This window comes from bacterium, assembly GCA_024742285.1.
Taxonomy (GTDB): domain Bacteria; phylum Myxococcota_A; class UBA9160; order UBA9160; family UBA4427; genus UBA4427.
In genome coordinates, this window is record JANSYR010000003.1 from 406,975 (window position 1) to 430,657 (window position 23,683).

23 protein-coding genes are annotated in these 23,683 nt (G+C 67.9%); 17 read left to right on the forward strand and 6 right to left on the reverse strand.

The features are described from left to right. The first annotated feature begins 63 nt into the window (after positions 1-63). From NXI30_08270 to NXI30_08280, 3 genes are read left to right on the forward strand one after another with little or no spacing between them, the layout of a single operon-like run. Positions 64-768 carry a PEP-CTERM sorting domain-containing protein gene (locus NXI30_08270; GenBank protein ID MCR9094197.1) on the forward strand — a complete coding sequence of 235 codons (705 nt, stop codon included), beginning with the start codon at positions 64-66 and terminating at the stop codon, positions 766-768. Continuing rightward, positions 768-1,514, forward strand: a complete 747-nt coding sequence (locus NXI30_08275) for a MotA/TolQ/ExbB proton channel family protein (protein ID MCR9094198.1) — start codon at positions 768-770, stop codon at positions 1,512-1,514. The genes NXI30_08270 and NXI30_08275 overlap by 1 nt, the downstream gene beginning before the upstream one ends. Further along, positions 1,511-1,942, forward strand: coding sequence for a biopolymer transporter ExbD (locus NXI30_08280; protein MCR9094199.1), 432 nt, complete (start codon positions 1,511-1,513; stop codon positions 1,940-1,942). Before NXI30_08275 ends, NXI30_08280 begins: the two co-directional genes overlap by 4 nt. A 13-nt stretch (positions 1,943-1,955) precedes the next feature. Here the strand turns inward: NXI30_08280 and NXI30_08285 are convergent, their stop codons facing one another. From NXI30_08285 to NXI30_08300, 4 genes are all read right to left on the reverse strand, one after another. Next, on the reverse strand, positions 1,956-2,993 hold the full coding sequence (locus NXI30_08285; protein ID MCR9094200.1) for a TIGR03857 family LLM class F420-dependent oxidoreductase: 1,038 nt from the start codon (positions 2,991-2,993) through the stop codon (positions 1,956-1,958). Continuing rightward, a complete protein-coding gene (locus tag NXI30_08290) occupies positions 2,990-3,487 on the reverse strand; it encodes a hypothetical protein (GenBank protein MCR9094201.1) in 498 nt (165 codons plus the stop codon). The genes NXI30_08285 and NXI30_08290 overlap by 4 nt, the downstream gene beginning before the upstream one ends. Beyond that, the gene (locus NXI30_08295; protein MCR9094202.1) at positions 3,484-4,068 is read right to left on the reverse strand and encodes an archaeosortase/exosortase family protein; all 585 of its coding nucleotides are present in this window, start codon (positions 4,066-4,068) and stop codon (positions 3,484-3,486) included. Before NXI30_08295 ends, NXI30_08290 begins: the two co-directional genes overlap by 4 nt. 103 nt (positions 4,069-4,171) lie before the next feature. Further along, the gene (locus NXI30_08300; GenBank protein ID MCR9094203.1) at positions 4,172-4,903 is read right to left on the reverse strand and encodes a response regulator transcription factor; all 732 of its coding nucleotides are present in this window, start codon (positions 4,901-4,903) and stop codon (positions 4,172-4,174) included. 364 nt (positions 4,904-5,267) lie between these two features. On the opposite strand from NXI30_08300, the gene NXI30_08305 reads away from it, so the two are divergent. The 13 genes from NXI30_08305 to NXI30_08365 all read left to right on the forward strand — a co-directional run bounded on the left by NXI30_08305 (position 5,268) and on the right by NXI30_08365 (position 21,016). Then, on the forward strand, positions 5,268-6,932 hold the full coding sequence (locus NXI30_08305; GenBank protein ID MCR9094204.1) for a hypothetical protein: 1,665 nt from the start codon (positions 5,268-5,270) through the stop codon (positions 6,930-6,932). A gap of 68 nt (positions 6,933-7,000) precedes the next feature. Then, on the forward strand, positions 7,001-7,720 hold the full coding sequence (locus NXI30_08310) for a PEP-CTERM sorting domain-containing protein (GenBank protein MCR9094205.1): 720 nt from the start codon (positions 7,001-7,003) through the stop codon (positions 7,718-7,720). A 149-nt stretch (positions 7,721-7,869) separates the two neighbouring features. Next, positions 7,870-8,718 carry a hypothetical protein gene (locus tag NXI30_08315; GenBank protein MCR9094206.1) on the forward strand — a complete coding sequence of 283 codons (849 nt, stop codon included), beginning with the start codon at positions 7,870-7,872 and terminating at the stop codon, positions 8,716-8,718. Between the two features lie 166 nt (positions 8,719-8,884). Then, positions 8,885-9,679, forward strand: a complete 795-nt coding sequence (locus tag NXI30_08320; GenBank protein ID MCR9094207.1) for a DUF3450 domain-containing protein — start codon at positions 8,885-8,887, stop codon at positions 9,677-9,679. A gap of 93 nt (positions 9,680-9,772) precedes the next feature. Continuing rightward, positions 9,773-11,191, forward strand: coding sequence for a MotA/TolQ/ExbB proton channel family protein (locus NXI30_08325; GenBank protein ID MCR9094208.1), 1,419 nt, complete (start codon positions 9,773-9,775; stop codon positions 11,189-11,191). A 31-nt stretch (positions 11,192-11,222) separates the two neighbouring features. Beyond that, a complete protein-coding gene (locus tag NXI30_08330; protein MCR9094209.1) occupies positions 11,223-11,816 on the forward strand; it encodes a MotA/TolQ/ExbB proton channel family protein in 594 nt (197 codons plus the stop codon). Between the two features lie 14 nt (positions 11,817-11,830). Continuing rightward, positions 11,831-12,235, forward strand: a complete 405-nt coding sequence (locus NXI30_08335; protein MCR9094210.1) for a biopolymer transporter ExbD — start codon at positions 11,831-11,833, stop codon at positions 12,233-12,235. 2 nt (positions 12,236-12,237) lie between these two features. After that, a complete protein-coding gene (locus NXI30_08340) occupies positions 12,238-12,642 on the forward strand; it encodes a biopolymer transporter ExbD (GenBank protein ID MCR9094211.1) in 405 nt (134 codons plus the stop codon). 19 nt (positions 12,643-12,661) lie between these two features. Next, positions 12,662-13,327 carry an energy transducer TonB gene (locus NXI30_08345; GenBank protein MCR9094212.1) on the forward strand — a complete coding sequence of 222 codons (666 nt, stop codon included), beginning with the start codon at positions 12,662-12,664 and terminating at the stop codon, positions 13,325-13,327. A gap of 49 nt (positions 13,328-13,376) precedes the next feature. Continuing rightward, entirely contained in the window at positions 13,377-14,756 is a 1,380-nt protein-coding gene (locus NXI30_08350; GenBank protein MCR9094213.1) for a tetratricopeptide repeat protein, read from the forward strand. Positions 14,757-14,847: 91 nt separating this feature from the next. Continuing rightward, complete coding sequence (locus NXI30_08355) at positions 14,848-18,399, forward strand: TonB-dependent receptor (GenBank protein MCR9094214.1); 3,552 nt, start codon at positions 14,848-14,850, stop codon at positions 18,397-18,399. Between the two features lie 50 nt (positions 18,400-18,449). Continuing rightward, on the forward strand, positions 18,450-19,715 hold the full coding sequence (locus tag NXI30_08360) for an MFS transporter (GenBank protein ID MCR9094215.1): 1,266 nt from the start codon (positions 18,450-18,452) through the stop codon (positions 19,713-19,715). 68 nt (positions 19,716-19,783) lie between these two features. After that, the gene (locus NXI30_08365; GenBank protein MCR9094216.1) at positions 19,784-21,016 is read left to right on the forward strand and encodes a cytochrome P450; all 1,233 of its coding nucleotides are present in this window, start codon (positions 19,784-19,786) and stop codon (positions 21,014-21,016) included. Between the two features lie 31 nt (positions 21,017-21,047). Here the strand turns inward: NXI30_08365 and NXI30_08370 are convergent, their stop codons facing one another. After that, positions 21,048-22,031 (reverse strand): LLM class flavin-dependent oxidoreductase, encoded by a 984-nt coding sequence (locus tag NXI30_08370; protein ID MCR9094217.1) that lies wholly within the window; start codon positions 22,029-22,031, stop codon positions 21,048-21,050. 13 nt (positions 22,032-22,044) lie between these two features. Then, on the reverse strand, positions 22,045-22,521 hold the full coding sequence (locus tag NXI30_08375; GenBank protein MCR9094218.1) for a VOC family protein: 477 nt from the start codon (positions 22,519-22,521) through the stop codon (positions 22,045-22,047). Positions 22,522-22,604: 83 nt separating this feature from the next. Between NXI30_08375 and NXI30_08380 the strand changes: the two genes are divergently transcribed. Continuing rightward, complete coding sequence (locus NXI30_08380; protein MCR9094219.1) at positions 22,605-23,534, forward strand: TauD/TfdA family dioxygenase; 930 nt, start codon at positions 22,605-22,607, stop codon at positions 23,532-23,534. The last annotated feature ends 149 nt before the right edge of the window (positions 23,535-23,683 follow it).

A 23,683-nucleotide genomic window follows, 5' to 3' on the forward strand; every position in this document is an offset into this window, starting at 1 on the left:
GGCAAGCCAGCGACAAACGAACGCCGACCACAAGGGAGGGTCGGCACCTTGGGAAGACAAAGGATGAGAACGATGCTGAACAAGATGATGCTGAGCGCTGGTTTCGTGACCCTCGTGGCCATGGCCAGCACGGTCGCCGGTGCGGCCACGGTGCCCTTCGCGGAGTCCTTCGACGCGAATGCGGACGGCTGGACCGATTCCTCGAACCTGCCGATCACCTGGGTCGCCTCCGGCGGCGCGGACGGCGGCGGCTACGCGTCGACGACGTTCGACTACTCGACCTTCGTGTCGCCCTTCGGCGGTGGCCCGATCGTCGCGCGAGCGAACGGCGCGAACAATCCGAGCGGCGGCGCCTTCACGGGCGACTGGATCGCCGATGGCGTCCTGTCGCTCACGGCGAACGTTCGCCACAACTCGGCGGTGCCGCTGTCGTTCTCGACGCGCCTCGCCCCGGCGCTGAACTCGCCCGGGACCAACCTGATCGACTTCGTGCCGGTCCTCCCCAACGTCTGGACGGAGGTCACGTTCACGGTGACGACGGCGCCGGGACTCTGCGTCTTCGAGCGCCCCGGTGGTTGTACCCTCGCCGGCTTCCAGGACGTCGTGAACGTGCAGTTCGCCACGGACGCCCCGGACGGTGCCGGGCTCACCACCCTCGACTTCGACCTGGTCTCGCTGAACCCGGTTCCCGAGCCGGGCACCGCGATCCTCATGGGTCTCGGTCTGGCGGGTCTTGCGGGCGCGGGCCGCAAGGGGAAGCGAGCCTGATGCAGGATCGCAGGATCGTCTCGACTCTTCTGGGAATCGCGATGATCGGAATCGCTTCGGGCCCGGCGCTCGCCGCCGGGCCCGTCGCGGCTCCCACCGTCGACCGGAGTCTCGCCGACTGGTACGAGATGGGCGGCGCGGCCATGCACGGCCTCGCCCTCTGCTCGGTCCTCGTCGTCGCGCTGATCGGCGAACGTCTCTGGGCCCTGCGCCCCGGGGCGACCCTGCCGCGGGCGCTCGACGAGCGCGTCCGGGGTGTGATCGACGGGGCCAACCCGCTCGATCTGAAGCGGGACCTCGACGTCGGCGGCTCGGCCCTCGCGCGGATCGCTGCGCAGGCCCTGCGTCCCGAGGCCACCCTCGAATCGGTGGAGGCCTGCGGCGACGCCGAGGTCCACCGTCTCCAGCGCAATCTCCCGCTGCTCTCCGCGGTGGGCAACCTGGCCACCATGATCGGCCTGCTCGGCACCGTCATGGGCATGATCGAGGCCTTCGACATGATCACGGTTTCCGGGACCGGAGACGCGCGGGTCGTCGCGGGCGGCATCTTCCGTGCGCTCGTGACGACTGCCGGTGGCCTCGGCGTCGGAATCGCGGGGCTCGCAGCGCATGCGCTCCTCAGTCGATGGGCCGACGAGCGCTCCGCGATGCTCGAAGAGCGCGCTGCAGAGCTCTTCGCCTGCATCCACCGGACCGACGCGATCGCTCGGTTCGAGTTCGATCGCAAGCAGGACGGCCAGGCGTGAAGTTCGCACGCCGCCAGGACACGTCAGGGGGAACGCCGCTCGCGCCGCTCCTCGACGTGGTGTTCCTGCTACTGATCTTCTTCGTGGTGACGACCTCGTTCGCCGAGAGTCACCTTCCGCTCGACCTGCCGGAGGCGAGCTCGGGCAAGCCCGGTGAAGAGTCGGCGCTTCGGATCGAGATCAATGCCGACGGTGGGATCGTCGTCGAGGGCGAAGCGGTCCTGCTCGAAGAGCTGGGACTCCGCCTCGAAGAGGCGCACGCGGAGCAGCGACCGATCGAGATCCGCGCGGACCGGACGAGCGAACACGGTCGTTTCGTGACCGTACTCGACCTCGCCCGACAGATCGGAATCGAAGCGATCGGGATCGCGGTCGACGCCGCCGCGACCGTGGAGGTCGCCACGCCCGCGACGCCGCCGGCTGGCTGACCAGGGCCGCCGACTAGCCGTCCTTCCGATACTCCTCGACGATCGGCGCCAGCTCCGTCGGCGTCGCCCCGTGCAGGATCACCCCGTCGCAGCCGAGGTCCATCTGGTGGCGGATCGCGGCGACGCACTGCGCGGGCGATCCGGTGGCGGAGTAGGACAGCCACTCGTCCGGGATCAGCGTGGCGATGTGCTCGAGCTCTTCGGTCGTGGCCTTCACGTCGATCCCGCCCTGGAAGGTCGAAACCAGCTCGTCGGCCCGGAAGCGTTCGAGGACGGCCTCGTCCCAGCCGTTGGTGCCGACGAGCAGATCGCCGTAGCCCTGGAGGTAGGTCGCGAGTCGGCCGACCGACTTCATCAGCCGCTTCTCCTCGGGGAGGTGGTCGCCGATCGTCGCGAAGCAGGACCAGACCTTCACGTCGTCGGGGTCGCGCCCGGCCTGCTCGGCCGCCTGCTTGACGGTCTTGACCGCGCGCTCGGTCGTCTCGTCGCTGAAGTAGGTGTGGAGCACGACCTCGTCGAAGACGCGGCCGCCGAGGGCGAGGGAGTTCGGCCCGAAGGCCACGAGCAGGAGCGGGACCTCGCGGGCGACGTTCGGGCCGAGATGGAGGAAGGGGTAGCTCCCGATCGGGCCGTCGTGGCCGATCACCGGCTCGCCCCCGAGCAGCTTCCGCGTGACGCCGACGAAGTCCTCCATCTGTGCCGTCGTGATCGGCGGGATGCCGTAGGCCTTCTGCATGGGGACGATTCCGCGGCCGATCCCCAGGACGAAACGCCCGCCGGTCATGCCGTGCATCGTGAGCGCATAGCCCGCCGTCACGATCGGGTGTCGCGTGTTGTGGTTCGTGCAGGCCGTCGCGATCCGGATCGAGTCGGTGACCGCGCCGGCGGCCCCCGAGAGCGTGCAGATCTCCTTCTGGTTGTACCGCTCCGAGAGGAAGGCGGTTCCCAGGCCCATCGCCTCGCCGGCCCGGACCTCTTCGATCAGATCACGGGGCGATTCGGGCTGTCCGGCCAGGGCGTAGAAGCCGAGCTCGGGATTGACGGCGGTCATGAAGGATCTCCTGTGGCGTTCGGGTCTCGGGTGTCCTCCGGATCCTGCGCCGCTCCGGGGATCTCCGCCAGCGCCGCCGCGAACCAGACCGAGACGACGGGCCAGGCGAAGAGGATCCAGAGAACGAAGGGCAGGGCGTCCGAGAGGAGCATCGAGACGAAGGGCAGCTGCGCTGCCTTGTAGACGCGCTCGGTCAGATTGAGCGCGAGGTGGCCGGTGAAGAGGAGCGCGAGTCCGGCTCCGAGCCCGACGAGACGACGTCGCAGGGCGAGGCGCGGCGTGACGAGCATGAGCCCGACGAAGGGGACCCAGTTGATGTAGCGCTGGCGGAAGGCGCCGACCCGGGCGTCCCCGAAGCCGATCGCGTCATAGATCGGGGGCGCGACGGTCTTGAGGAAGCGTCCGTAGAGGACGCGTCCGCCCTCCTCCCAGAACCAGGTGAGCCCGATCGTGATCAGTACGAAGGCCACGATGATCGCAATCGCGCGTCTCATCGGTGGACGAAGATCCGGATCCAGCCGTAGAGCACGCTCACGATCATCGCAATCAGCGTCGCCTGCCAGAAGTAGACGTGGAAGAAGTCGAAATACTCGCCCTGGTACCGGCCGACGAGCAGGAGCGTCACGATCCGCAGCAGGTTGAAGACGAAGATCGCGAGGCAGCCGAAGATCACGCCGGCTGCGCGTGTTCGCAGGGGCGCAGGGAAGGCGAGGACGCAGGCCGAGTAGATCAACATCTCGAGCAGTCCGACGCACTCGATGATGATCGAGACCGCGAAGCCGTCGTAGGTCACGAGCTGGTCGCGCAGGGTCGTCGCGTCCGTGAAGAGGCGCAGGAAGACATGGACGCTGGTCGCGGTGAAGGCGGAGAGGTCTTCGAGCGGCTCTCGGAGGGACTCGAGGGCGACATTGAACGCGCTGCCAATCACCAGCAGGTAGGCGACGACGAGGAGCGGATACCGCACCTGCGGATTCGACCAGTGTGCGCGGATCCGGTCGGTGGGCGCCTCGGCCGCGCCGCTCGGCTCGGCCGAAGCCGGCTCCGGAGTCTCGGACCCTTCCGGGTTCCCGGGCATGGCGCGTTCCGCAGACGGGAGCGCGCACACCGGGTGTCGGATCGGCTTCCCGCCCTGGTGGTGGGCAGTCTTCCGACGCTAGCTCATCGGCCTCGTGCGCCGCTCAGACGCGGCCGGCGAGGAGGTTCTTCTCGGCGTATCGATAGCCGAGTCCGCGCACGGTCTCGATCGCGTCCTTCGCCCCGGCGAGCTTTCGGCGAAGACTCTTCACGTGCGCGTCGACGCTTCGCTCGGTCGGGTTCTCGCCCGGTCGCCAGGCCTCGTCGATCAGGTCGCGCCGACTGAGTACACGGCCTTCGTGCCGAGCGAGCGTCGCGAGCAGCTCGAACTCCCGGGGCGTCAGCGGCAGCTCGAGTCCCTCGAAGCGCACGGTTCGGCGCTCCTCGTCGATCATGAGGGGGCTCGGAAGCTGTGGCTCGCGCCGCGTGGATTCCCGGCTCGGCGCATCGCTTCGACGGAGGACCGCGCGGATCCGGGAGGCGAGCTCGCGCTGGAAGAAGGGCTTGGGCACGAAATCGTCCGCGCCACATTCGAAGGCGAGGATCCGGTCGCTCTCGTGGGACCACTCCGAGAGCAGGACGACGGGGACCTCCGCGAGCAGTCGGTTCTCGCGCACGTGCCGGCAGACGGAGAAGCCGGATCCGTCCGGCAGGGCCAGCTCGCTCAGGACCAGGCGCGGAGCGCCGCGATCCATGCGGTCGAACGCCTCCGTGACGGTCTTCGCGCAGACGAGCTCGAGGTGCGTCTCGACGAGCGCCTCGCGAACGAGCGCCGCGGTTCCTGCGTCGGAATCGACGAGGAGAGCGAAATTCTGTTCCGGTTCCGCGGGGGTCATGGTGCCACGCCGGAGCAAATCATCCTCGCGTCACAAAACGGTGACAGACCGGCGAGGAATTTCGAACGATCGCGTGTCGCTTGGTCGGACCGTGCAAGTTGCGGCGCGAGTTGCCGGTTCCCGTCGGGAATACAGAGGCGCTCACCCCCGTGCCTCCACCCCGGCGGGCAGAACCCCCTTCGTCGAACCTCCTCACGGTCTCACCAAATCGTCACGGGGGCGCGACTCGATCGTGTCATCGCCCGTTCATACTGCGCCGCGTCGGAGGGGGGCCCATCCCCGAGTGGTCAAGCACCCGTTCCAAGCCTCCGACGCCCAGCTTACTCCCAAGCAAGACTCCAACGACACACGGAAGAGAGAGAAGATGCGATTCAGCAAGTTCATGCAGTTCGCGCTCGCGCTGGCCGTCGCCGGCGCAGCGAGCGTCGCAGGGGCGCAGACCACGGTGGTTTCGACCGACGTGACGACCCCCACGACCTGGTGTGATGACGAGACCGAGATGTTCCTCCTGAGCCCGATCTTCGTGAGCTCCAAGCTCACGATCGAGCCCGGCTGCATCATCCGCGGCAACCCGCGCGGTGAGGCCTTCGATGCCACCCCTGGGAACGAGACGAACGGCGCGCCGGGTGCGCTGATCATCTCGCAGGACGGTTTCCTCGACGCGCAGGGCACGGCCAGCAACCCGATCATCATGACGACGGGCGCCCAGGACACGAACGGCGACAACATCGCCGACGACTTCGACGCCAACACCTTCGCCGATCCGTGGGACGGCAACGGTGCGGTTCCGGCGCTCCTCGACGATACGCCGGCCACCAACCCGATCGCGCCCCTCGATGCGGCGGGCAACCAGAACGCCGGCCTCTGGGGCGGCCTGGTGATCCTCGGTCGCGCGCCGACCAACCTCGGCGAGAACCTGATCGTGGGCTACGGCTCGGACACGGTCGAAGGCCTCGCGGTCCCCGGCTTCCCGGCCGGCGGTGCGCGCTACGGCGGCTACCAGCCCCACGACTCGTCGGGCATCCTCCGCTACGTCTCGGTCCGCAACGCGGGTGACGAGATCGGTGCGGGCAACGAACTCAACGGCATCACCCTCGGCGGCGTCGGCGACGGCACGATCTTCGAGTTCGTCGAGGTCTGGGCCAACGACGACGACGGCATGGAGTGGTTCGGCGGTACGGTCAACGGCCGCAACCTCGTGAACGCCATGATCGGTGACGACTCGCTCGACATCGACCAGGGCTTCAGCGGCAACATCCAGAACGCGGTCGTCCTCCAGACCTTCTTCAACGAGAACGGCGGCACGGACTTCGGTGCGGCGTCCGGCGACAACATCGGTGAGTGGGACGGCGACGACTGCGCAGGCTGCAACGTGCAGATCGACGACCTCACCTTCGGTCAGCCCACGGTTCCGCAGTCCTGGCCCAACGCCAACCCGGCCATCTACAACCTGACGGCGCTCGGTGCGGCCGACGAGGACTCGAACAACCCGGCGGTCTCCCCGACGACCGGCAGCCGCGGCCTCCGCCCGCGCGATGGTTGGACGGGCGTCGTGGCCAACTCGATCATCAACAACACGAACGGCACGCCCTGCGACGTCGAGTCCGACGCGGGTTCGCACGAGGCCGACATCGTTCGCATCGTCGCTTCGACCTTCGCGGACGCAGGAACCGCCCCGAACGCGAACTGCCTCACGGCGGCCGCGAACGGCGACGCGGCGGTCACCGCCGGCGAGTACGACGGCGGCTCCGCCAACTTCACGGCGGTCACCGGCGAGATCCTGGTCGAAGACAACTACTTCTTCGATCCCCAGGGTGGTGCCGGTGGCAAGATGATCGGCTCGAAGGTCGGTGATCCGGCGGATCCCCGCCCGGCGAACCCGACCGACGCCAACGTGTCGGGCGGTGTCCGACCCCGCGGTGCGGGCCTCGACGCCTCGGCGACCTACCGCGGCGCCTTCCCGGCCTCGCAGCCGCTCTGGACGGCCGGTTGGACGGTCCTCAGCACGGGCGGTGTCTTCGTCGAGTAGCCCTCGGCGAAGCACGGTCCCAGAGCACCTTCCTACGGAAAGAGCCTACGGAAAGAGAGAATGCAATGATGAAGAATCTGACGAAGCTCGCGTTCGCTGCCGGTCTCGCCGCCCTCGTGGCGGGCCCCGCCAGCGCGAGCCTGGTCGCCGGGTGGGACTTCTCCGACCTGTCTGGGGACTCGGCCAGCGTGCCGACGAACTCGCCGGCGAATGTGGTCGGCTCGGCGACGGCGACGGCGCTCAACGTGAGTGGCGACGTGGTGGCCTCGACCCTGCGCCCCGGCGCGGCGGAAGCCGATCAGTCGGGTCTCGTCGGCGGGATCAACGGATTCCCGTCCACGCAGGATCCGACCTTCGCAGCCGGAGAGACCGGCTTCGATCGCCGCGGTGAGCTGCTCGGCCTCACGGCCCGCGACGCGGCGACCGCGGAGTTCGACGTGACCCTGGCGGCGCCGACCGCCGAAATCTGGGTGGTCACCTTCGGTGCCGATGCCCTCAGCAACGACTCGGATGATTCGACGGACGTCACCGTGTCCTTCGGCGGCAGCTGCGGCGGCGCGGCCAGCGTCGCCACGGTCGAGATCCAGCCGGGTGATACCGAGGTCAGGCTGTTCCTCGGACAGCTCGGCTCGGCCGGTGGCTGCGTCGTCCTCGAGATGGACGGCTCGACCACCCAGCCGCTGATCGACAACGTGGCGATCTCGACGGTCGTTCCGGAGCCGGGCACGGGAGCGATGCTCCTGGCCGGGGCTGCGGGCCTGATCGTCGCGGCGCGTCGTCGTCGCTGAGGGTCCTGGGAGGGCCTTCGCGGGGCCACCCGCGGCGGGGTCCTCCGCTGAATCCAGAGAGCCGTCGTCCGGAAGGGCGGCGGCTCTCGCCGTTCGGGGCTAACTCCCGCAACGCGCCTCCACGTCTGCAACGACCGGGAATCGATCCGATGTCCTCCTCTCACCGCCGATCCGCTCCCTCGCGCCTCGCGGCGCCCTCCGTCCTCGTCGCGCTCGCGATGGGTCTCGCTGCCTGCGCCGCCTCGCCGCCGCAGCTCGCCCTCGACGCGCCCACGCCGGCGGAGCAGGTCCGGGGCGAGATCTATCACGCCGAAGACGAAGCGGCGCCGGTCGTGACGCTCCAGAACCTGCCGCGCAGCGAACGCTTCTGGCCCCATCAGATCCAGCTCACGACCGACTGGAAGCCGGAAGGCTGGGAGGGCGACTTCGGCTGGGGCATGGGCGTGGTGATCGAAGTCGACGATCAGTCCCGAATCCGGGTCGACTTCTCACGCTTCGGGAAGCATTGGATTCCCGCCGAAGTGACCGACGTCGTCGCGCGCGCGAACCAGATCCGGACCGGCGAGTCGGTGAAGTTCAAACCGAACCTGGTGCTCGCCCTCGGCAACCGCCTGCTCGACCCGACCGGGCGGACCCTCGCCGAGTCGAGCGTCGATCTGCTCGCTCAGAACGCGTTCGTGCTCGTGTTCGCGGATCCCCGGGACGAGGGTTTTCCCGATCTCGTGGCGAGCCTGTCCCCGCTCTTCGGTCGCGAGCGGTTCCATTGCGTGCTGCTTCCCCAGGGTGGTCATCCCGATTTCCACGTCTGGAAGGCCGTCCACGACGCCGGCTGGAAGGGATCGTTCCTCCTCGACCGGTTCTCACCGGCCTACACCGAGGGGTTCCTCGAGTCGGGGACGGCACTCCCCCGGGTCGAAGTCCGCTCACCCGAAGGGCGGCGCGTCTGGCAGGGCGGCGCGGGGGACGTCGCGGAGATCGAGGGGGCCTTCGGCACGTGACCTCGGAAGCGGTTGGAGGGGTCTGTCGCGTGCGCTTCGTGTGTCCATTCTGTGAAGACGAGAGCATCTATTTGACAAAGCCGTGAGGAAAGAGCGGACGGTCGTGAACGCGCGTCGTGAACTGGTAAAAAGACGCCAACCCGACACGCGGTGAGAACCAATCCCCATGCGATCCGTACCCTCCTGCTCGAAATCCATCCTCCTCGTCCTCTGCGGCGCGATCAGCCTCGCGCCGATGGCCGCCCTGGCCGAGTCGGACGGGGCCTCCGTCTCCGCCTTCCGCTCGAAGATGGAGAAGTGGGTCGAGACCCGGCAGATCCTCTCGGAAGAGCGCGCCGAATGGCTCGTCGAGAAGGAGAGTCTCGCCGCGACGCGCAAGCTCCTTCGGCGTGAACGCGACGATCTCCGAGCGGAGATCAAGGAGTTCGAGGAGACCGGCGCCGACGCGAGCGAGGAGCGCCGCGAGCTGCTTCTCCAGCGCGCCGAGTATCAGCGTTCTGCAGAGCTCCTCGAAACCGAGATCCGGCGCCTCGAGGCGCAGGTGCTCGCGCTCGCTCCTCAGCTTCCGGATCCCCTCCGCGACCGGCTCGACCTCCTCCTGGTCCAGATCCCCGAGGATCCGAACAACACGCGGATCGCCCTCGGGCAGCGCCTGATGAACGTCCTCGGCGTGCTCGCACAGGCCGAGAAGTGGAACAGCACCGCGACCTTCGTCGGCGAGACCCGCCCGGTCGGTCCCGACGGCCAGCGCATCCAGGTGCGCACCCTCTACTGGGGCCTCGGACAAGCCATCTACGTGGACACCCAGGGCCAGGTGGCCGGGATCGGCCGCCCCGGGGCCGAAGGCTGGTCCTTCGTGGACAACGCGGCCCTCGCGGACGACGCGAAGCTCTTCCTCGACATCTACGAAGGCAACGTGGACACGATCGCCTTCGTCCCGGTTCCCGTCGAAGTCGAATAACGAAGGCGGACGTCGCGCGGCGTCCGCCAGCGACCCCCTCGATTCCCCGCCGTTCCGAACTGCGCGATCGCGCGACGCCCACGGATCGAATCCATGCACAAGATCACCCTCCCTCTCGTTCTTCTCCTCGCGATCCTCGTGTTCGTGCCGCAAGCCGGTGCGCAGGAGGCCTCCGGCTTCGCGACGCAGCAAGGCGCCCTCGACGCGAAGCTCGACGGAGCCCTGCGCAGCCTCGCGAACGAACGCAACCGGATCTCACGGGAGAAGCTGCCGCTCTCGAAGGCGGTCGCGGCGCTCGAAGCCGAGGTCGCTGCGCTCCGCAAGGAGCGGGAGCGCTTCCAGAAGGTCCAGGACGCCTCGACGATCGACCTCGCGTCGCTGCGCAAGCAGGTCGCCTCTCTGGGTGACCAGGACGACTTCGTGAAGAGCCGCCTCGGCGAGTTCCTGCGTGACTTCGAGGGGCGCCTGAACATCGCGGAGCTGCCCCTCTACGAGGCGTTGACCGAGGCGGCGAAGCTCAGTGACAAGAACGTGAATCTCGACGCGGATGCGAAGCGCGCGACCCAGGTCGCGGTCGTCGATGCCGCCCTCGAGCGCGTGCGCGATCAGCTCGGCGGACAGCGCTTCGCGGGCGAAGCGCTCCGCCCGACCGGCGAGATCACCCCCGGACAATTCATCGCCGTCGGCCCGACCGTCTTCTTCGTCGCCGACGACGGCTCCACCTCCGGCCTCGTCGAGGCCCAGCTGAACGCGGCGGACCCGGTCGTCGTCCCGCTTCCCGACGTCCATGACGCCTCGCTGGTCGCAGTGGCGAGCACGGGGACGGGCACGCTGCCCCTCGACCCCACCCTCGGCAAGGCGCTCAAGGTCGAGAAGGCACGCAAGACCGTTTCCGAGTACGTCGCCGACGGCGGCGTCGTCGGCTACGTGATCATCGGCCTCGGTCTCTCGGCGCTCCTGCTGACGGGCTTCAAGGCGATCGAGATCGTCGGCTTCAAGGTCGCCGGCCACGAAGCGGTCGACGACATTCTCGAAGATCTCTCGAATGGGGCCCAGGCCGCTGCGGCGAAGCGCGCCGCCGGGATCGAGGGCGTCTCCGGGGACATGCTCCAGACCGGCGTCGAGCACGCGGCCGAGAGCCGCGGCGTGATCGAAGAGCTCCTCTTCGAGAAGGTGCTCCGCGTCCGACCGACCCTGGAACGCTTCCTGCCCTTCCTGGCGATCACCGCCGCCGCGGCGCCGCTCCTCGGCCTGCTCGGCACTGTGATCGGCATGATCAACACCTTCCAGCTGATCACGATCTTCGGAACCGGCGACGCGAAGAGCCTCTCCTCCGGCATCTCCGAGGCGCTCATGACGACGGCGCTCGGTCTCGTCGTCGCGATTCCGACGCTGATCCTCCACGGCGCGCTCTCGCGCATGGCGAAGCGCAAGCTCGGCCTCCTCGAGGAGCTCTCGGTGGCCTTCGTGAACGGGCTCGACGTCCTGCGCGGCGCCGATCGGCGCGGCTGATCGGGACGCGGAAGGGCAGGGAAGGGCGACGATGTCGACGATCTGGAACATCTGGCTGAGCGGAGGGTGGGTGATGATCCCGCTCTTCGGGCTCGCGGCGCTGCTCTACGCGCAGGCGTTCCAGCTCGTCATGTACGTGCGCCGCACGAACCTGCGCTCGGACTCCGAGCCCCACTGGTTCGAATGGGTCCGTGAGCCGGAGAAGGCGGAAGGCCGCGTCCGCGACATCATCGCGTACACCCAGGACGGCGCCGAGGAAGGTGCGATCTCCGGAGACCAGGTCCGCAACCGCTTCGACGAGATCCGGCTCGCCCTCGTGAGCCTGATCGAGCGCCGGACCGTGTTCGTCTCGACCCTCGTGGCTGCCGCACCGCTCATGGGACTCCTGGGCACGGTCCTCGGCATGCTCCAGACCTTCTTCGGGATCTCGACGAGCGGCGGAACCGAGACCGCGGGCGTCGTCGCCGCGGGCATCTCGGAAGCGCTCGTCACGACCCAGACGGGTCTCACGATCGCGCTCCCGGGTCTCTTCATCGTCATGATCATCCAGCGTCAGCGCCAGCAGCTCGAAGCGAAGATCGCGCGCCTCGAGAGCCTGACGCTCAGCCACCTGAAGCTCGACTGAGCGGGAAGAAGACGATGCCCCGTCGAAGCGTGCTCAGCCCCGAAGAAGAGACCGAGATCAATCTCTCGCCGATGATCGACTGCATCTTCATCCTGCTGATCTTCTTCATCGTGACGACCGTGTTCGTCGAGGAGAAGGGGCTCCAGGTCGCGAAGCCCGACGCTGCCGCGGTCGCGACGCCGAACGAGGACAAGGAGAACGTCGTCCTCGAGATCACCCAGCAGAACAAGATCCTGCTGAACGACAAGGAAGTCTCCCTCGCCGACGTGAGCAGCGGCGTGAAGGCGAAGGTCAGTGATCCCGAGACCCCGGTCGTGATCCGCGCCCACGAGAAGTCGAGTCACGGGATCTTCGTCGGCGTCTGGGACGCGGCGAAGCGCGGCGGCGCCCAGCAGCTCAGCTTCAGCACGGTGAATTGACGATGCCCCATCGCATGATCAGCGCAGAGCCCGAGCCGGAGACCGAGATCAATCTCTCTCCGATGATCGACTGCATCTTCATCCTGCTCATCTTCTTCATCGTGACGACGGTCTTCGTCGAGGAGCCGGGCGTCGAGATCTGGAAGCCCGACGCGACCGTCGACCTCGATCTCGAGAAGAACAGCATCATCATCGCCGTCACGTCGGACAACAAGATCGTCTACGGCGGCAAGGAAGTCGGCGTTTCCGGCGTCGGCGCCCGGGTCCGCTCGCTCCTCAACAAGGACGAGCTCCCGGTCATCATCCAGGCGGACGCCCGCGCGGACCACGGCGTCTTCTCCGACGTCTGGAGCGAGGTGAAGAACGCCGGCGCCAAGAAGATCAGCCTCTCGACCCGCAACGACTGACGTCCCCGATCCGAAGAACATGGCCCACTCCACCTTCAAACTCCCGACTCCCCGCAACGAGCTCGCGATCAGCGTGCTCCTCGGGGTGGGTTTCGCCTTCGGCCTCTTCGTGCTGATGGCGCTGGCCCAGATGCTCGGCGAGGTGCAGGTCCCGGAGAAGGATCTCGTCGAGCAGGTCGTGGCCTACACGCCGCCGGAGATCGAGGAGATCGAGGACGAGCTCCCGCCGCCGCCGGAAGAAGAGGAGCCGCCGCCGGAGCTCGAATCCGAGCCGCCGCAGCTCTCCCTCGACCAGCTGAACATCGCTCTCAATCCCGGGACCGGCGGATCGCTGGCCGGCGATTTCGCGATGCCGGCGATCGCGGCAACGTCGAGCTCACTCGGAACCGACGACTTCGTCGACTTCTCGGATCTCGATCAGGTTCCGCGTCCCATGCCCGGATCCCAGCTCGACTTCCCGCGTCGTCTGAAGCGCAGGGCGGTCTCGGGCCGCGTCGTGCTCTTGATCAAGCTGGCGGAGGACGGCCGTGTCCTCGAGTCCAAGGTCGAGTCGTCGAACCTGCCCGAATTCGAACCGATCGTGGCCGCCGCGGTCGCCAAGTGGCGCTTCACGCCTCCGACCAAGGAAGGCACCCCTGTCCGCGCTCAGGCGCGGTTCCCCGTGCCGATCCAGATCGGAAGCTAGGCGCCACCCCTTCCTCGCCCATCTTGTTCCTCCATTCAGGAATGACCCCATGTCCAGGACCTCCCGCTCTCTCGCAATCGCTCTCGTCGTCCCGCTGCTGCTGCTCGCAGTGGCCGTGCCGGCCCAGGCCCAGCGCAAGCCGTGGAGCGGCGCGTCGATCGTTCGCGATCCCGAATGGCAGAAGAGCTTCCTCGGCAGCTATGGCTTTCTGTCCGGCGCCGAGCCCGACATCAAGCCCTCCGAGCTCGAAGTCCTGAAGGAAGTGATCGAGCTGATGAAGTCGAGCCCACGGACCGCGGCGACGGTCCTCGAATCACGGACCGGTGAATCGAGCAGCGCGGCCCTCGACTTCATCCTCGCGAATCTGAACTTCCAGAACGGCAAGACCACCGAGGCCGTCCAGAGCTACGAGCTGGCGCTGAAGAAGTTCCCGGACTTCCGCCGCGCCCGGAAGAACCTCGGCCTCCTGATGGTCCAGCTGAACGAGTACGACGGCGCGATCGAGCAGCTCACCCGCGCGATCGAGCTCGGCGAGCGCGACGGCCGCGCCTACGGCCTGCTCGGCTACTGCTACGTCAACAAGGACAACTACCTGGCGGCGGAGGCGGCCTACCGCAACGCGATCCTCCAACAGCCCGACTCGAAGGATTGGCAGCTGGGTCTCGCGCGCGCCCTGAACGCACTCGGCAAGTACGAGGAGTCGGCTGCGCTCTTCTCGGCCTTCCTCGAGAAGTACCCGGAAGACGCACAGGCGTGGAAGCTCCAGGCGAATGCGTATCTCGGCCTCGATCAGCCCCTCGCGGCGGCGGTGAACCTCGAGGCGGTCCGCATGCTCGGCAAGGCGGACGCGGCGACCCTCAAGCTCCTCGGGGACATCTACATGAACGAGGGCATCTCCGACCTCGCGAAGGAGGCGTATCTCGAGGTCATCGCGACGGACGAGAAGGGGGCGCGCTTCGAGACCGCCTACCGTGCGGCCGAGCTGCTCCACCGCGCCCAGGCGAACGCCGATGCCGCCGAAATGATCGATTCGATCGGCCAGCGCTACAGAGGCAAGCTCTCGACCGACGACGAGCTCCAGCTGCTCACCCTCGACGCCAAGGTCGAGCGCGCGCGCGGCAACAAGAAGACTGCGGCCAAGCTGCTCGAATCGATCGTCGAGCGGGACGGGACCCGGGGAGACGCGCTCCTCGAGCTGGCCGCCTACCACCGCGACCAGGGGAACGACCAGCGTTCGCTGCTCCTTCTCGATCGCGCTCAGAAGCTCGAGAAATACGAGTACCAGGCCCTCGTCGAGCGCGCGCAGTTCCAGGTGACCGCGCGGGAGTACGACCAGGCCGCAGCGACGCTCCGACAGGCTCTCCGCATCAAGCGCGAACCGCGGATCGAGCGCTATCTCGCACGCATCGAGGACGCTACGCGTCGCTGATCGGCGGCGCACCTTCGCCCGGGTTCCGTTCTGCCCGGGCGTCGCCACTCCAACCACCGGACTGCCACCGGTGCCAGGGTAGACGGCCAACATGAAGCCCCCCGGACTTCCGCGGACGCCCCTCGTTCGCGTGCTCCGATTCCAGATGCGTACCCTCACCGTTCTCGCTCTTCTGGCGTTCCTCACCCCCGTCCTCGTCGACGAGGCGATCGCCCAGGAGGCGACCGGCACGATCTCGGGCCGCGTCTTCGACGGCGGTAGTCGGGCTCCGATCGACGGTGTGACCGTCGTGGTGGAGTTTCCGGAGCCGGAGGATGGCTCGGTGCCCCTCGAGCTCGTCACCCAATCGGGGCCCGCTGGCGACTTCGAGTTCGACGAAGAGGTGCCCGCCGGCTTCTACGTGATCAGCCTCGTGAAGGCGGGCTATCGCGCGTCGGTGATCACCGACTTCCAGGTCGTCGCGGGGGAGGACAACTTCATCGAGTTCCCGATGCCGCGTCAGCAGATCTCCGAGAGCGGCGACGTCATGGAGCTCGAGGCGTTCGCGGTCTCCGCCGAGGTCGTGGGCGACATGATGAACAATCTCGAGCTCCGGCTCGAGAGCGACGAGATCGTGAACCTGATGTCGGCCGAGGACCTCTCGAAGTTCGCGGCGAGCGACGTCGCCGACGCCCTCAAGCGCGTGGCGGGCGTCAACGTCGTCGAGGGCCAGTTCGCGATCATCCGCGGACTCGAGGACCGGTACAGCAGCACGACCTACAACGGCGCGCCGATCCCGTCCCCGGACCCGGACAGTCAGTCGGTCCAGCTCGATCTCTTCCCGTCGGACATCGTCTCCAACATCGACATCGGCAAGTCGTTCAATCCGCGCTCTCCGGCCAACTCGGCCGGCGGCTCGATCGACATCATCACCCACGACTACCCCGAGGAGCTGACCGCCAAGCTCTCCCTGGGTGCCGGTTTCGAAGAGCGGCCCCTCGACGAGTTCCTGCGCCTCGACAAGGGATCTCCGGTCGGGGTCCGCGAGGACGGCGTCGATCTGATCGAGTCGGATTTCAGCGGTCTCTTCGGCGGGCGGACCGAGTTCCTGGGGCGGGAGGTGCGCTTCAAGTTCGTCGCAGCCCACGAGGTCGACTACAAGACGCGGGTGGGCCACCAGCAGGTCTCCGAGCCGGCGGAAGCGCAGGGCCCCTTCCGCGACGGCGCTTTCCTGCGCGTCTTCCGCTCCGGCGGCGGTTCCCTGGGCACGCTCGACCGTCGCGGCCCCGTCTTCCAGCTGGAGGAGGGGCAGTGGCAGGAACAGCGGACGTTCTACGGAGGGATCGGCTTCGATCTCGACGAGGCCGGGAACCACCGGATCGACGGTTCGGTCTTCCACACTCGGAAGAAGGACGAGACGGTCCTGCTGCGCTCGAACGCGTTCTTCCAGCCGTCTCGCGTCGACGTCGCGCCGGGTGACCCCGGCTTCGACTTCTACGACAACATCAACGCCAGCACGGCGGCCGCGCCCGGATTCTTCGACGGGCGCCGCTATGCGAGCGAATGGGCCTTCGAGTGGTTCAACCCCGACGAGCAGGACGGCATCGAAGGCGGTCGGCACGCCTTCTTCTCGCCGCTCTACTGGAGCAACAGCTTCGAGCGGGAGCGCGACCTCACGGTCTACCAGCTGAACGGCGACCACGATCTCGGCGAGCACGTCGAGGGGCTCTCGGTCACCTGGGTCGCGAACTATTCGGAGACGAACCAGGAGGAAACCACGTTCCAGGCGCGGTACTCCTACAACACGGTGGAGAACCTGCTGCTCCGAAGCGGGGGTCTGATCCAGCCTCCGAACCTGCCCGCGAGTCCCGCCGACTTCACGGGACCCGGCATCTATGCCTCCCGCGCGGACCTCGTCTACGGCGCGAACGAGATCGAGGAGAACCAGTACTTCGGACGGATCGACTTCGAGTACGAGTTCTCGCCCTTCGACTGGATGGATGCGGCCCTGCGAAGCGGATACTGGTGGGAGCAGGGGAATCGCTCGGTCACCTCGCGGTTTCTCTTCCAGGCGCTCGGCGACCCGAACCAGCCCGGCGTGCACACGCCGCAGACGATCGTCGACGGACTCGCCCCGGCGGACTTCGACACGAGCCTCCCGGGAACCTTCTACGGCCCGGCCGCGAACGTCAACCAGTCGTTCACGGTGATCGGCGATACCCCCCAGCAGATGGGACGTCGGCTCTTCACCGGCGCGACGATCGATCAGCAGCTCGCCGACAACCGGCCGGGTCGGAGCCGGAACAAGCGCGAAGTCAGCGCCTTCAACTTCGAAGCCAAGGCCACGCTCTTCGACGAGCTCGACGTCCTCGCCGGGCTCCGGATCGAGAACCTCCGGATCACGACCGTGAACGATCCCTACACCGGGGTCTGCGGAGGGCAGGACTGGGTCGATGGGGCCTGTCCCGACCCGTCCCTGGACGAGGCGACGACCCCGCCGCGCTACCTCTTCCTCGACCGTCGCGACAACCCCGCCCCGCCCGACGTGGCCTCGCTCCCCGACGGCTTCACCTTCAACGACGAGCTGATCGGCTTCCGTGACGCCGTCCCGGCCGGGGAGTTCGTCGACTGCTTCACCCGGAGCTGCCTCGACAGCATTCTACGCGGCGAGATCGACGAGCTCTACTTCCTGCCGAGCGTCGGCGCCTCCTATCGCCCCTGGGACGGCTGGGTCTTCCGCTTCGCCTACTCGCGGACGGTCGCACGGCCCTCGTTCCGCGAGCTCGGGTACTACGCGTCGGTCGAGAGCAACAGCGACGACTTTTTCGTCGGCAATCCGCGCCTCGGGACCTCCGACGTCGAGAGCTTCGACGGCCGGGTCGAGTGGACATTCGGCGACTTCGGCGATCTCTTCGCAGCGAGCGTCTTCTACAAGACGATCGCCGATCCGATCGAACAGATCATCATCGTCGATCAGGGTGCGGCCTCGTGCACCGCGCCCGTCTGTCAGTACCGGACCTTCCTGAACAACCCCAACGAAGCCGAGCTGCTGGGCCTCGAGCTCGAAGGGCGCAAGACCCTCGATTTCATCGGATCCGAATCCCTCGGCGGCTTCCTCGAGACCTTCTCGATCGGCGGCAACTTCACCTACATCGACGCCGAGGTCGAGCGAGCGCAGATCCAGCGGGATCGATCGATCACCTGGTACGGCATCACCGACGCGGACATCGCCGCCGGGCGCGAGGCGTTCGGCCGGATGAGTCGCAAGCGCCGGCTCTTCGGTCAGCCCGAGTGGATCGCGAACGCGGACATCACCTTCGACCATCCCGACTGGGGAACGAAGGCGACCCTCTCCATCTTCGCGATCAGCGAGGTCCTGGACGCGATCGGCAGCAACGAGCTCTCGATCGAGACGGGTGTCATCGGGACCCAGTTCGACCGCTATCTCGACAAGTTCTACCAGCTCGACCTCGTCGTGACGCAAGCCTTCCAGGTCCCCGGTCTCCCGGGTGAGTTCTCGGCCCGCGCCAGCGTGAAGAACCTGACGGATACCACCCGCAAGATCATCTACGACCAGGGCCAGACGATCGACGACATCGCCGAGCGGTCGTTCCGGGTCGGGCGCGACTACTCCTTCGCGATCGGTTACACCTTCACGTACTGATCGCCATGCGTCGGGCCATTCCGCTCCTGCGTGTGATGCGGGAGCGCGTGATGTCGCGTGGTTTGCCGAGTCGAGAGGTGGACGCATCCGGCGGACGCGCGACGGCGGGTGGCTTTCTCGGAAGCCTCGTCTCCGTCGGGATGACGATCTACCTCTTCGGCGTCTTCCAGGATGCCCTGGTCGTCGCTTTCGACACGTCGGTCTCGACCCTCGCCTTCGGTCCGTCGCTGTTCACGGCCGCCAGCGGGATCCTCTCTCCCCTCGTCGGCCGTTCGCTCTCGACGCCGTCTCGGCCCGGCTTGTCGATCCGGACCGTGATGTTCGCCGGAGCCGTCTCGCTGGGCATGGGCTTCGTCCTGTTGTCTCGGGCGCCGTCGATCGGCTGGGCCGCGCTCGCCTTCGGGGGGCTGATCGCGCCCGGTGCGATCCTGATGGGTCCGCTCCTGGGCCAGGCCCTGGTGACGCAATGGTTCACCGAGGGCAGCGGGCGCATGCTCGGCGTGGTCTCCGCCGGGACGACGGTCGGCGGGATGCTGATGCCGCCGATCGCGGCGGTGTTGATCGAGTCGCTGGGCTGGAGGTCGGCGATGGTCGCCCTCGGCGTCATGGCGATGGGCCTGATGATCCCGGCGATCGCGCTGCTCGTCCGCGAGCGACCGCCGGGGGGATCGCTCGAGGCGGGTTCGCTCTCCGGCGAGGAGGAGGCCCTGGAGGTCGCGCGGACCGCGTCGACCGCCGAGCATCTTCGGGACCCTCGCCTCTGGTTGGTCGGGATCGCCTTCGGGTTGATCTTCTCCGCGGGCATGATCTCGACCATCTTCATGGTGCCCTTCGCGACCGAGATGGGCATCCCGCTCGTCTGGGGGGCCACCGTCGCGGGGGCCCGGTCGGGCCTCGCGGCGACGGGCAAGATCGTGTTCGGCGCGCTCGGCGATCGATTCGGCATACGGCCGGTGCTCGGGGCCGTCGTCGCCGTCGAGGCGGCGCTCACGGCGCTGCTGATCCAGACGCGCGAGCCGTGGGTCTTCGTGGCGATCTTCGTCTCGATCGGCTTCGTCGGTGGAGCGCCTCTCCCGCTCAAGGCGTCGATGGCGAGGGAGCTCTTTGGGCGAACGAACTTCGCGGGCTCGATGGGGTTGCTGCAGAGTCTGGCGGCTCCCTTCCAGCTCGCGATCGTTCCGATCGGGGGTTTCGTCTACGCGTCGACGGGCAGCTACGCGAGCGTCTTCCTTCTCACGATTCCCTGCTTTCTGCTCGGGGGATTGCTGCCCGTCTTCCTTCGCGCGCCCGAACGGGCCCCCGTCGCCGCGCGCTGAATCCGAGGTCGCGGAGTCCGAAAGCGTGATCGATACTCGGGGAGCGCACGTGGGACATGGGAGGGCGCATGGCCGAATTCGAGTACGACCCGACGGCGCCGGACTTCCAGGAAGACCCCCATCCGCTCTTCCAGCGACTCCGCGACGAGTTCCCCGCCTACCACAACGAGGCGCTTCGGTTCTGGGCCTTGTCCCGCTACGAAGACGTCCGAGACGCGGCGGCGGACCACGTCACGTTCGCGAACTCCGTCGATCACTACCCCGATCCGGAGGGCGATCCGAGCGAGCTGATGCCGCGCTGGATGATGGACTTCGGGCTCTTCTACATCGACGCGCCCCGTCACGATCAGCTGCGGCGGTTGGTCTCGAAGACCTTCACCCCGAGCCGTGTGACGCGACTCGAGCCCGTGATCCGCGAGCTGGCGCGCGGCCTCCTCCGCGACGTGGCCGAGAAGGGGCGGGCCGAGATCGTGCACGACTACGCGGCGCCCCTCGCGACCCAGGTGATCGGCGCGCTGCTCGGCGTGCCGGAGGCGGATCGCTGGCAGTTCCGGCTGTGGGCGGAGAAGATCGAACAGCGGGATCCCGACACACCCGCGGAGCTCGCCGCGCAGGAGCAGGCGGAGACGATCGACGCGATTCGCGCGTACATGCGCGCCCTCGTCGCCGAGCGGCGCGCCGCGCCCCGGGACGATCTCTTGTCGGCGCTCACCCTCGCGGAGGAGGGCGGTAAGAGCCTCGCGGACGAACAGATCGTCGATCTCGGCTACCAGCTGATGATCGCCGGCAACGACACGACGGCGGCGATGATCTCGAACGGGGCGCTCCGGCTCGCCGAGTTCCCGGACCAGCGGCAGGTGCTCCTCGACGAGCCCGGGTGGGTGGTGAACGCGGTCGAAGAGATGACCCGCTACGACTCGCCGACCGTCCAGTCCCCGCCGCGGATCACGACGCGACCGGTCGAGCTGCACGGCCGGACGCTTCCCGCCGGCTCTGCCGTCGTCCTGATCTGGATGTCCGCCAATCACGACGAGCGGCAGTATCCGGAGCCCTCGCGTTTCGACGTGAAGCGGACGCTCGGGCGACACATGGGGTTCGGCCACGGACGGCACGTCTGCCTGGGCGCGCATCTCGCGAGGCTCGAAGGGCGCGTGGCCTTCGAGGAGCTGCTCCGTGCGATGCCGGACTACGCGATCGAGGGCGAGGCCCGACGTTGGGCCAGCACCTGGCTGCGGCCGATCGGCCGGCTCGAGGTCGCCTTCGACGGGCGCCGCGCCCAGGAAGCGCTCGCCGACGCCTAGCCCGTGCGGCCGGCGACGACTCGACGGCGGCTCAGGCGAGCGCCGGCAGGACCCGTTCCGTGAAGAGGTCGAAGGTCTTCTCCGAAAGGGGCGAGACCAGCAGGTAGTCGAGGGGCATCGTTCCTTCGAGCTCCCGGAGCTGATCGACGACGCGCTCCGGGGAGCCGTGGACGATCACGCCGTCCATGTAATGCTCCGCGGGCTCGGTCGGCCGACCGTCTTCCCGAAACGCGGCGACGGCCTCCTTCGGCAGATAGCGACCCGAGAAGAGCGCCCCTCGCTCCGCGACCTCCCGCGCCTCTTCGTCCGTTTCGCCGAGGGCGATCAGACGCGCGATCGGACGGTCGCCTTCGGCCTTCCGACCGTGGACCGACTCGAAGCGGGCTTCGTAGAGCGCTTCCTTCCGCGCGATCATGTCGTGGGACGAGTGCGGATCCATCAGGATCGAGTGTCCCTCGTCCGCCGCCCACTCGATCGCTCCTTCGGAGCTCGCGGCGACCCAGACGGGCGGGTGGGGCGCCTGGGTCGGCTTGGGCAGGACCTCGACGTCTTCGAAGGTGTGGTACTTGCCGTGATGGGTCAGGCGTTCGTTCCGCCACGCGCCCAGCACGATCTCGACGGCCTCGCGGAAGCGCTCGGTACTCTCCTCCGGCGGGACGCCGAAGTTCTTGAACTCGACCGGGTCGAAGCCCCGTCCCGCGCCCCAGTTCACGCGGCCCCCGGAGAAGAGATCGAGGAGCGCGATCTCCTCGGCGATCCGCAGCGGGTGGTAGAACGCGGCGAGGGTCACACCGGTTCCGATCCGCAGGCGCTTCGTGCGGGCCGCGACCTGCATCGCCATCAGGTGGACCGAAGGGCAGACGCTGTAGCTGCTGAAGTGGTGCTCGGCGAGCCAGACCGCGTCGTAGCCGGTCTGATCCATGATCTCGATGCGCTCCATCGCGCGCGCATAGATGTCCTCGAGCGCGACGCTTCGATCGCGCCAGCCGAAGAACTGGAGGACGCCCACCTTCATCGCTCGACTCCCGTCACGCGCGGACGCGATAGGGCGACGCGTCCGCCGCCCACTGGATGATCTCGATCGGATGCCCGTCGGGATCGTGGATCACGAAGGCCGTCGAATTGTCGAAGGGCACCGGCTCGCTCTGGCAGTCCACCCCCTTCGCCCGGAGAGCCTCGTAGGCGGCCCGGACGTCGCGGACCTCGAAGGACATCAGGGTGCGTTTCTCGGTCGTGGGTTCGCGCCAGCTGTGCCAGAAGAGCTGGACGACGGTGTTTCCGGCGACGAGCCCGCGCACGAGTCTCGAACGTGCACCGGGCGTCGCGGTCACGGCCTCGAACGCAGGCCCCTCGAGATCGCGCTCCATGACGGTCTGCATTCCGAAGACCGAGCGGTAGAAGCGAAGGGCGCGGTCGAGGTCGGCGACCTGGAGCGAGACATGGGAGAGGCGGGCGAGGCCGGCCGCTTCGAGGGCGAAGCCGGGCTCGTTCGGTGCGACGGGCATCGGTTCAGCATACCACCCGGAGACGATCCCGAGGTCCGACACGGCGACTCCGCGTCCGGAGATTCGTGGCACAATCCGGGGCCATGGCGCGTCCTGATCACGATCCCTCCCAGGCCAGCTACACGACCCCGGAAGGCTTTCACGTGCGACGCCTCGCCGGGGCCCTCGGCGCCGAGGCCCGCGGCGTCGACCTTGGCCGGCTCGACGGGGAGGGGGCGCGCGCGATCGAGCGTGTCCTGCTCGACCACCATGTCCTCTTCTTTCCGGGCCAATCGCTGAACGTCGACCAGCACATCGCCTTCGGCCGTCACTACGGCGAGCTCGAAGGGCATCCTCATCTCGAGAATCCGACCGAGGGCCTGCCGCCCGAGATCTTCGAGCTCTCGGCAAGACGTGGCGGGGTCGCCGACGAATGGCACTCGGATCTCACCTGCCTCGACTCGCCCGCGCTCTACTCGATCCTGCACATGGTGCGCGCGCCGGCGGTGGGCGGGGACACGATGTGGGCGAATCCGGCGATGGCCTACGACGAGCTGTCCCCGCCGATTCGCGACCTCTGCGACGGACTCACCGCCATCCACGACGGCGAGCCCCACGGACTGGACGACGTGAAGGCGATCCATCCGGTCGTGCGCGTCCATCCGGTGAGCGGCCGCAAGGTGCTCTTCGTGAACGAGCACTTCACGCGCCGGATCGTCGAGCTGTCCGCCGACGAGAGTGCGTTGCTGCTGGGGCACCTCACGCGCTGGGTCTCGAACCCGCGGTTCACCGTCCGCTATCGCTGGGAGACGGGCACGGTCGCCATGTGGGACAACCGCACGACGCAGCACTTCGTGCTCAACGACTTTCACGAGGAGCGCGTGATCCAGCGCGTGACGGTGATGGGCGACCGCGTCGAGGAAGCGGCGCCGCCGCGTTGGCCGCCGTTTGAGCGCGTCGGCGGGCCGAGCGACACGAGTCGGCACGAGGCCGAGGTCGCGGAGATCGCAGCCGCCCGGGCCCCTTCGGACTGAACGGAGCGCAGCCAGGTTGGGAGCGCCGGGGTCGATCGCCGCGTCCCTCCGTGAAGATCCGTTGACGGCGATGGCGGGACCGCGTCGTCCGGCGGGCGCTCCCGTTGCGAAGCGGCGCTCGTGACACCGAAGTGTGCAGCCAATGCCCC

Excerpts from the sequence above, each read along its gene's own strand:
- NXI30_08270 (MCR9094197.1), top strand. The coding sequence starts at position 64 with ATGAGAACGATGCTGAACAAGATGATGCTGAGCGCTGGTTTCGTGACC.
- NXI30_08275 (MCR9094198.1), top strand. The coding sequence starts at position 768 with ATGCAGGATCGCAGGATCGTCTCGACTCTTCTGGGAATCGCGATGATC.
- NXI30_08285 (MCR9094200.1), bottom strand. The coding sequence starts at position 2,993 with ATGACCGCCGTCAATCCCGAGCTCGGCTTCTACGCCCTGGCCGGACAG.
- NXI30_08290 (MCR9094201.1), bottom strand. The coding sequence starts at position 3,487 with ATGAGACGCGCGATTGCGATCATCGTGGCCTTCGTACTGATCACGATC.
- NXI30_08295 (MCR9094202.1), bottom strand. The coding sequence starts at position 4,068 with ATGCCCGGGAACCCGGAAGGGTCCGAGACTCCGGAGCCGGCTTCGGCC.
- NXI30_08300 (MCR9094203.1), bottom strand. The coding sequence starts at position 4,903 with ATGACCCCCGCGGAACCGGAACAGAATTTCGCTCTCCTCGTCGATTCC.
- NXI30_08305 (MCR9094204.1), top strand. The coding sequence starts at position 5,268 with ATGCGATTCAGCAAGTTCATGCAGTTCGCGCTCGCGCTGGCCGTCGCC.
- NXI30_08310 (MCR9094205.1), top strand. The coding sequence starts at position 7,001 with ATGAAGAATCTGACGAAGCTCGCGTTCGCTGCCGGTCTCGCCGCCCTC.
- NXI30_08315 (MCR9094206.1), top strand. The coding sequence starts at position 7,870 with ATGTCCTCCTCTCACCGCCGATCCGCTCCCTCGCGCCTCGCGGCGCCC.
- NXI30_08320 (MCR9094207.1), top strand. The coding sequence starts at position 8,885 with ATGCGATCCGTACCCTCCTGCTCGAAATCCATCCTCCTCGTCCTCTGC.
- NXI30_08325 (MCR9094208.1), top strand. The coding sequence starts at position 9,773 with ATGCACAAGATCACCCTCCCTCTCGTTCTTCTCCTCGCGATCCTCGTG.
- NXI30_08330 (MCR9094209.1), top strand. The coding sequence starts at position 11,223 with ATGTCGACGATCTGGAACATCTGGCTGAGCGGAGGGTGGGTGATGATC.
- NXI30_08335 (MCR9094210.1), top strand. The coding sequence starts at position 11,831 with ATGCCCCGTCGAAGCGTGCTCAGCCCCGAAGAAGAGACCGAGATCAAT.
- NXI30_08340 (MCR9094211.1), top strand. The coding sequence starts at position 12,238 with ATGCCCCATCGCATGATCAGCGCAGAGCCCGAGCCGGAGACCGAGATC.
- NXI30_08345 (MCR9094212.1), top strand. The coding sequence starts at position 12,662 with ATGGCCCACTCCACCTTCAAACTCCCGACTCCCCGCAACGAGCTCGCG.
- NXI30_08350 (MCR9094213.1), top strand. The coding sequence starts at position 13,377 with ATGTCCAGGACCTCCCGCTCTCTCGCAATCGCTCTCGTCGTCCCGCTG.
- NXI30_08355 (MCR9094214.1), top strand. The coding sequence starts at position 14,848 with ATGAAGCCCCCCGGACTTCCGCGGACGCCCCTCGTTCGCGTGCTCCGA.
- NXI30_08360 (MCR9094215.1), top strand. The coding sequence starts at position 18,450 with ATGTCGCGTGGTTTGCCGAGTCGAGAGGTGGACGCATCCGGCGGACGC.
- NXI30_08365 (MCR9094216.1), top strand. The coding sequence starts at position 19,784 with ATGGCCGAATTCGAGTACGACCCGACGGCGCCGGACTTCCAGGAAGAC.
- NXI30_08370 (MCR9094217.1), bottom strand. The coding sequence starts at position 22,031 with ATGAAGGTGGGCGTCCTCCAGTTCTTCGGCTGGCGCGATCGAAGCGTC.
- NXI30_08375 (MCR9094218.1), bottom strand. The coding sequence starts at position 22,521 with ATGCCCGTCGCACCGAACGAGCCCGGCTTCGCCCTCGAAGCGGCCGGC.
- NXI30_08380 (MCR9094219.1), top strand. The coding sequence starts at position 22,605 with ATGGCGCGTCCTGATCACGATCCCTCCCAGGCCAGCTACACGACCCCG.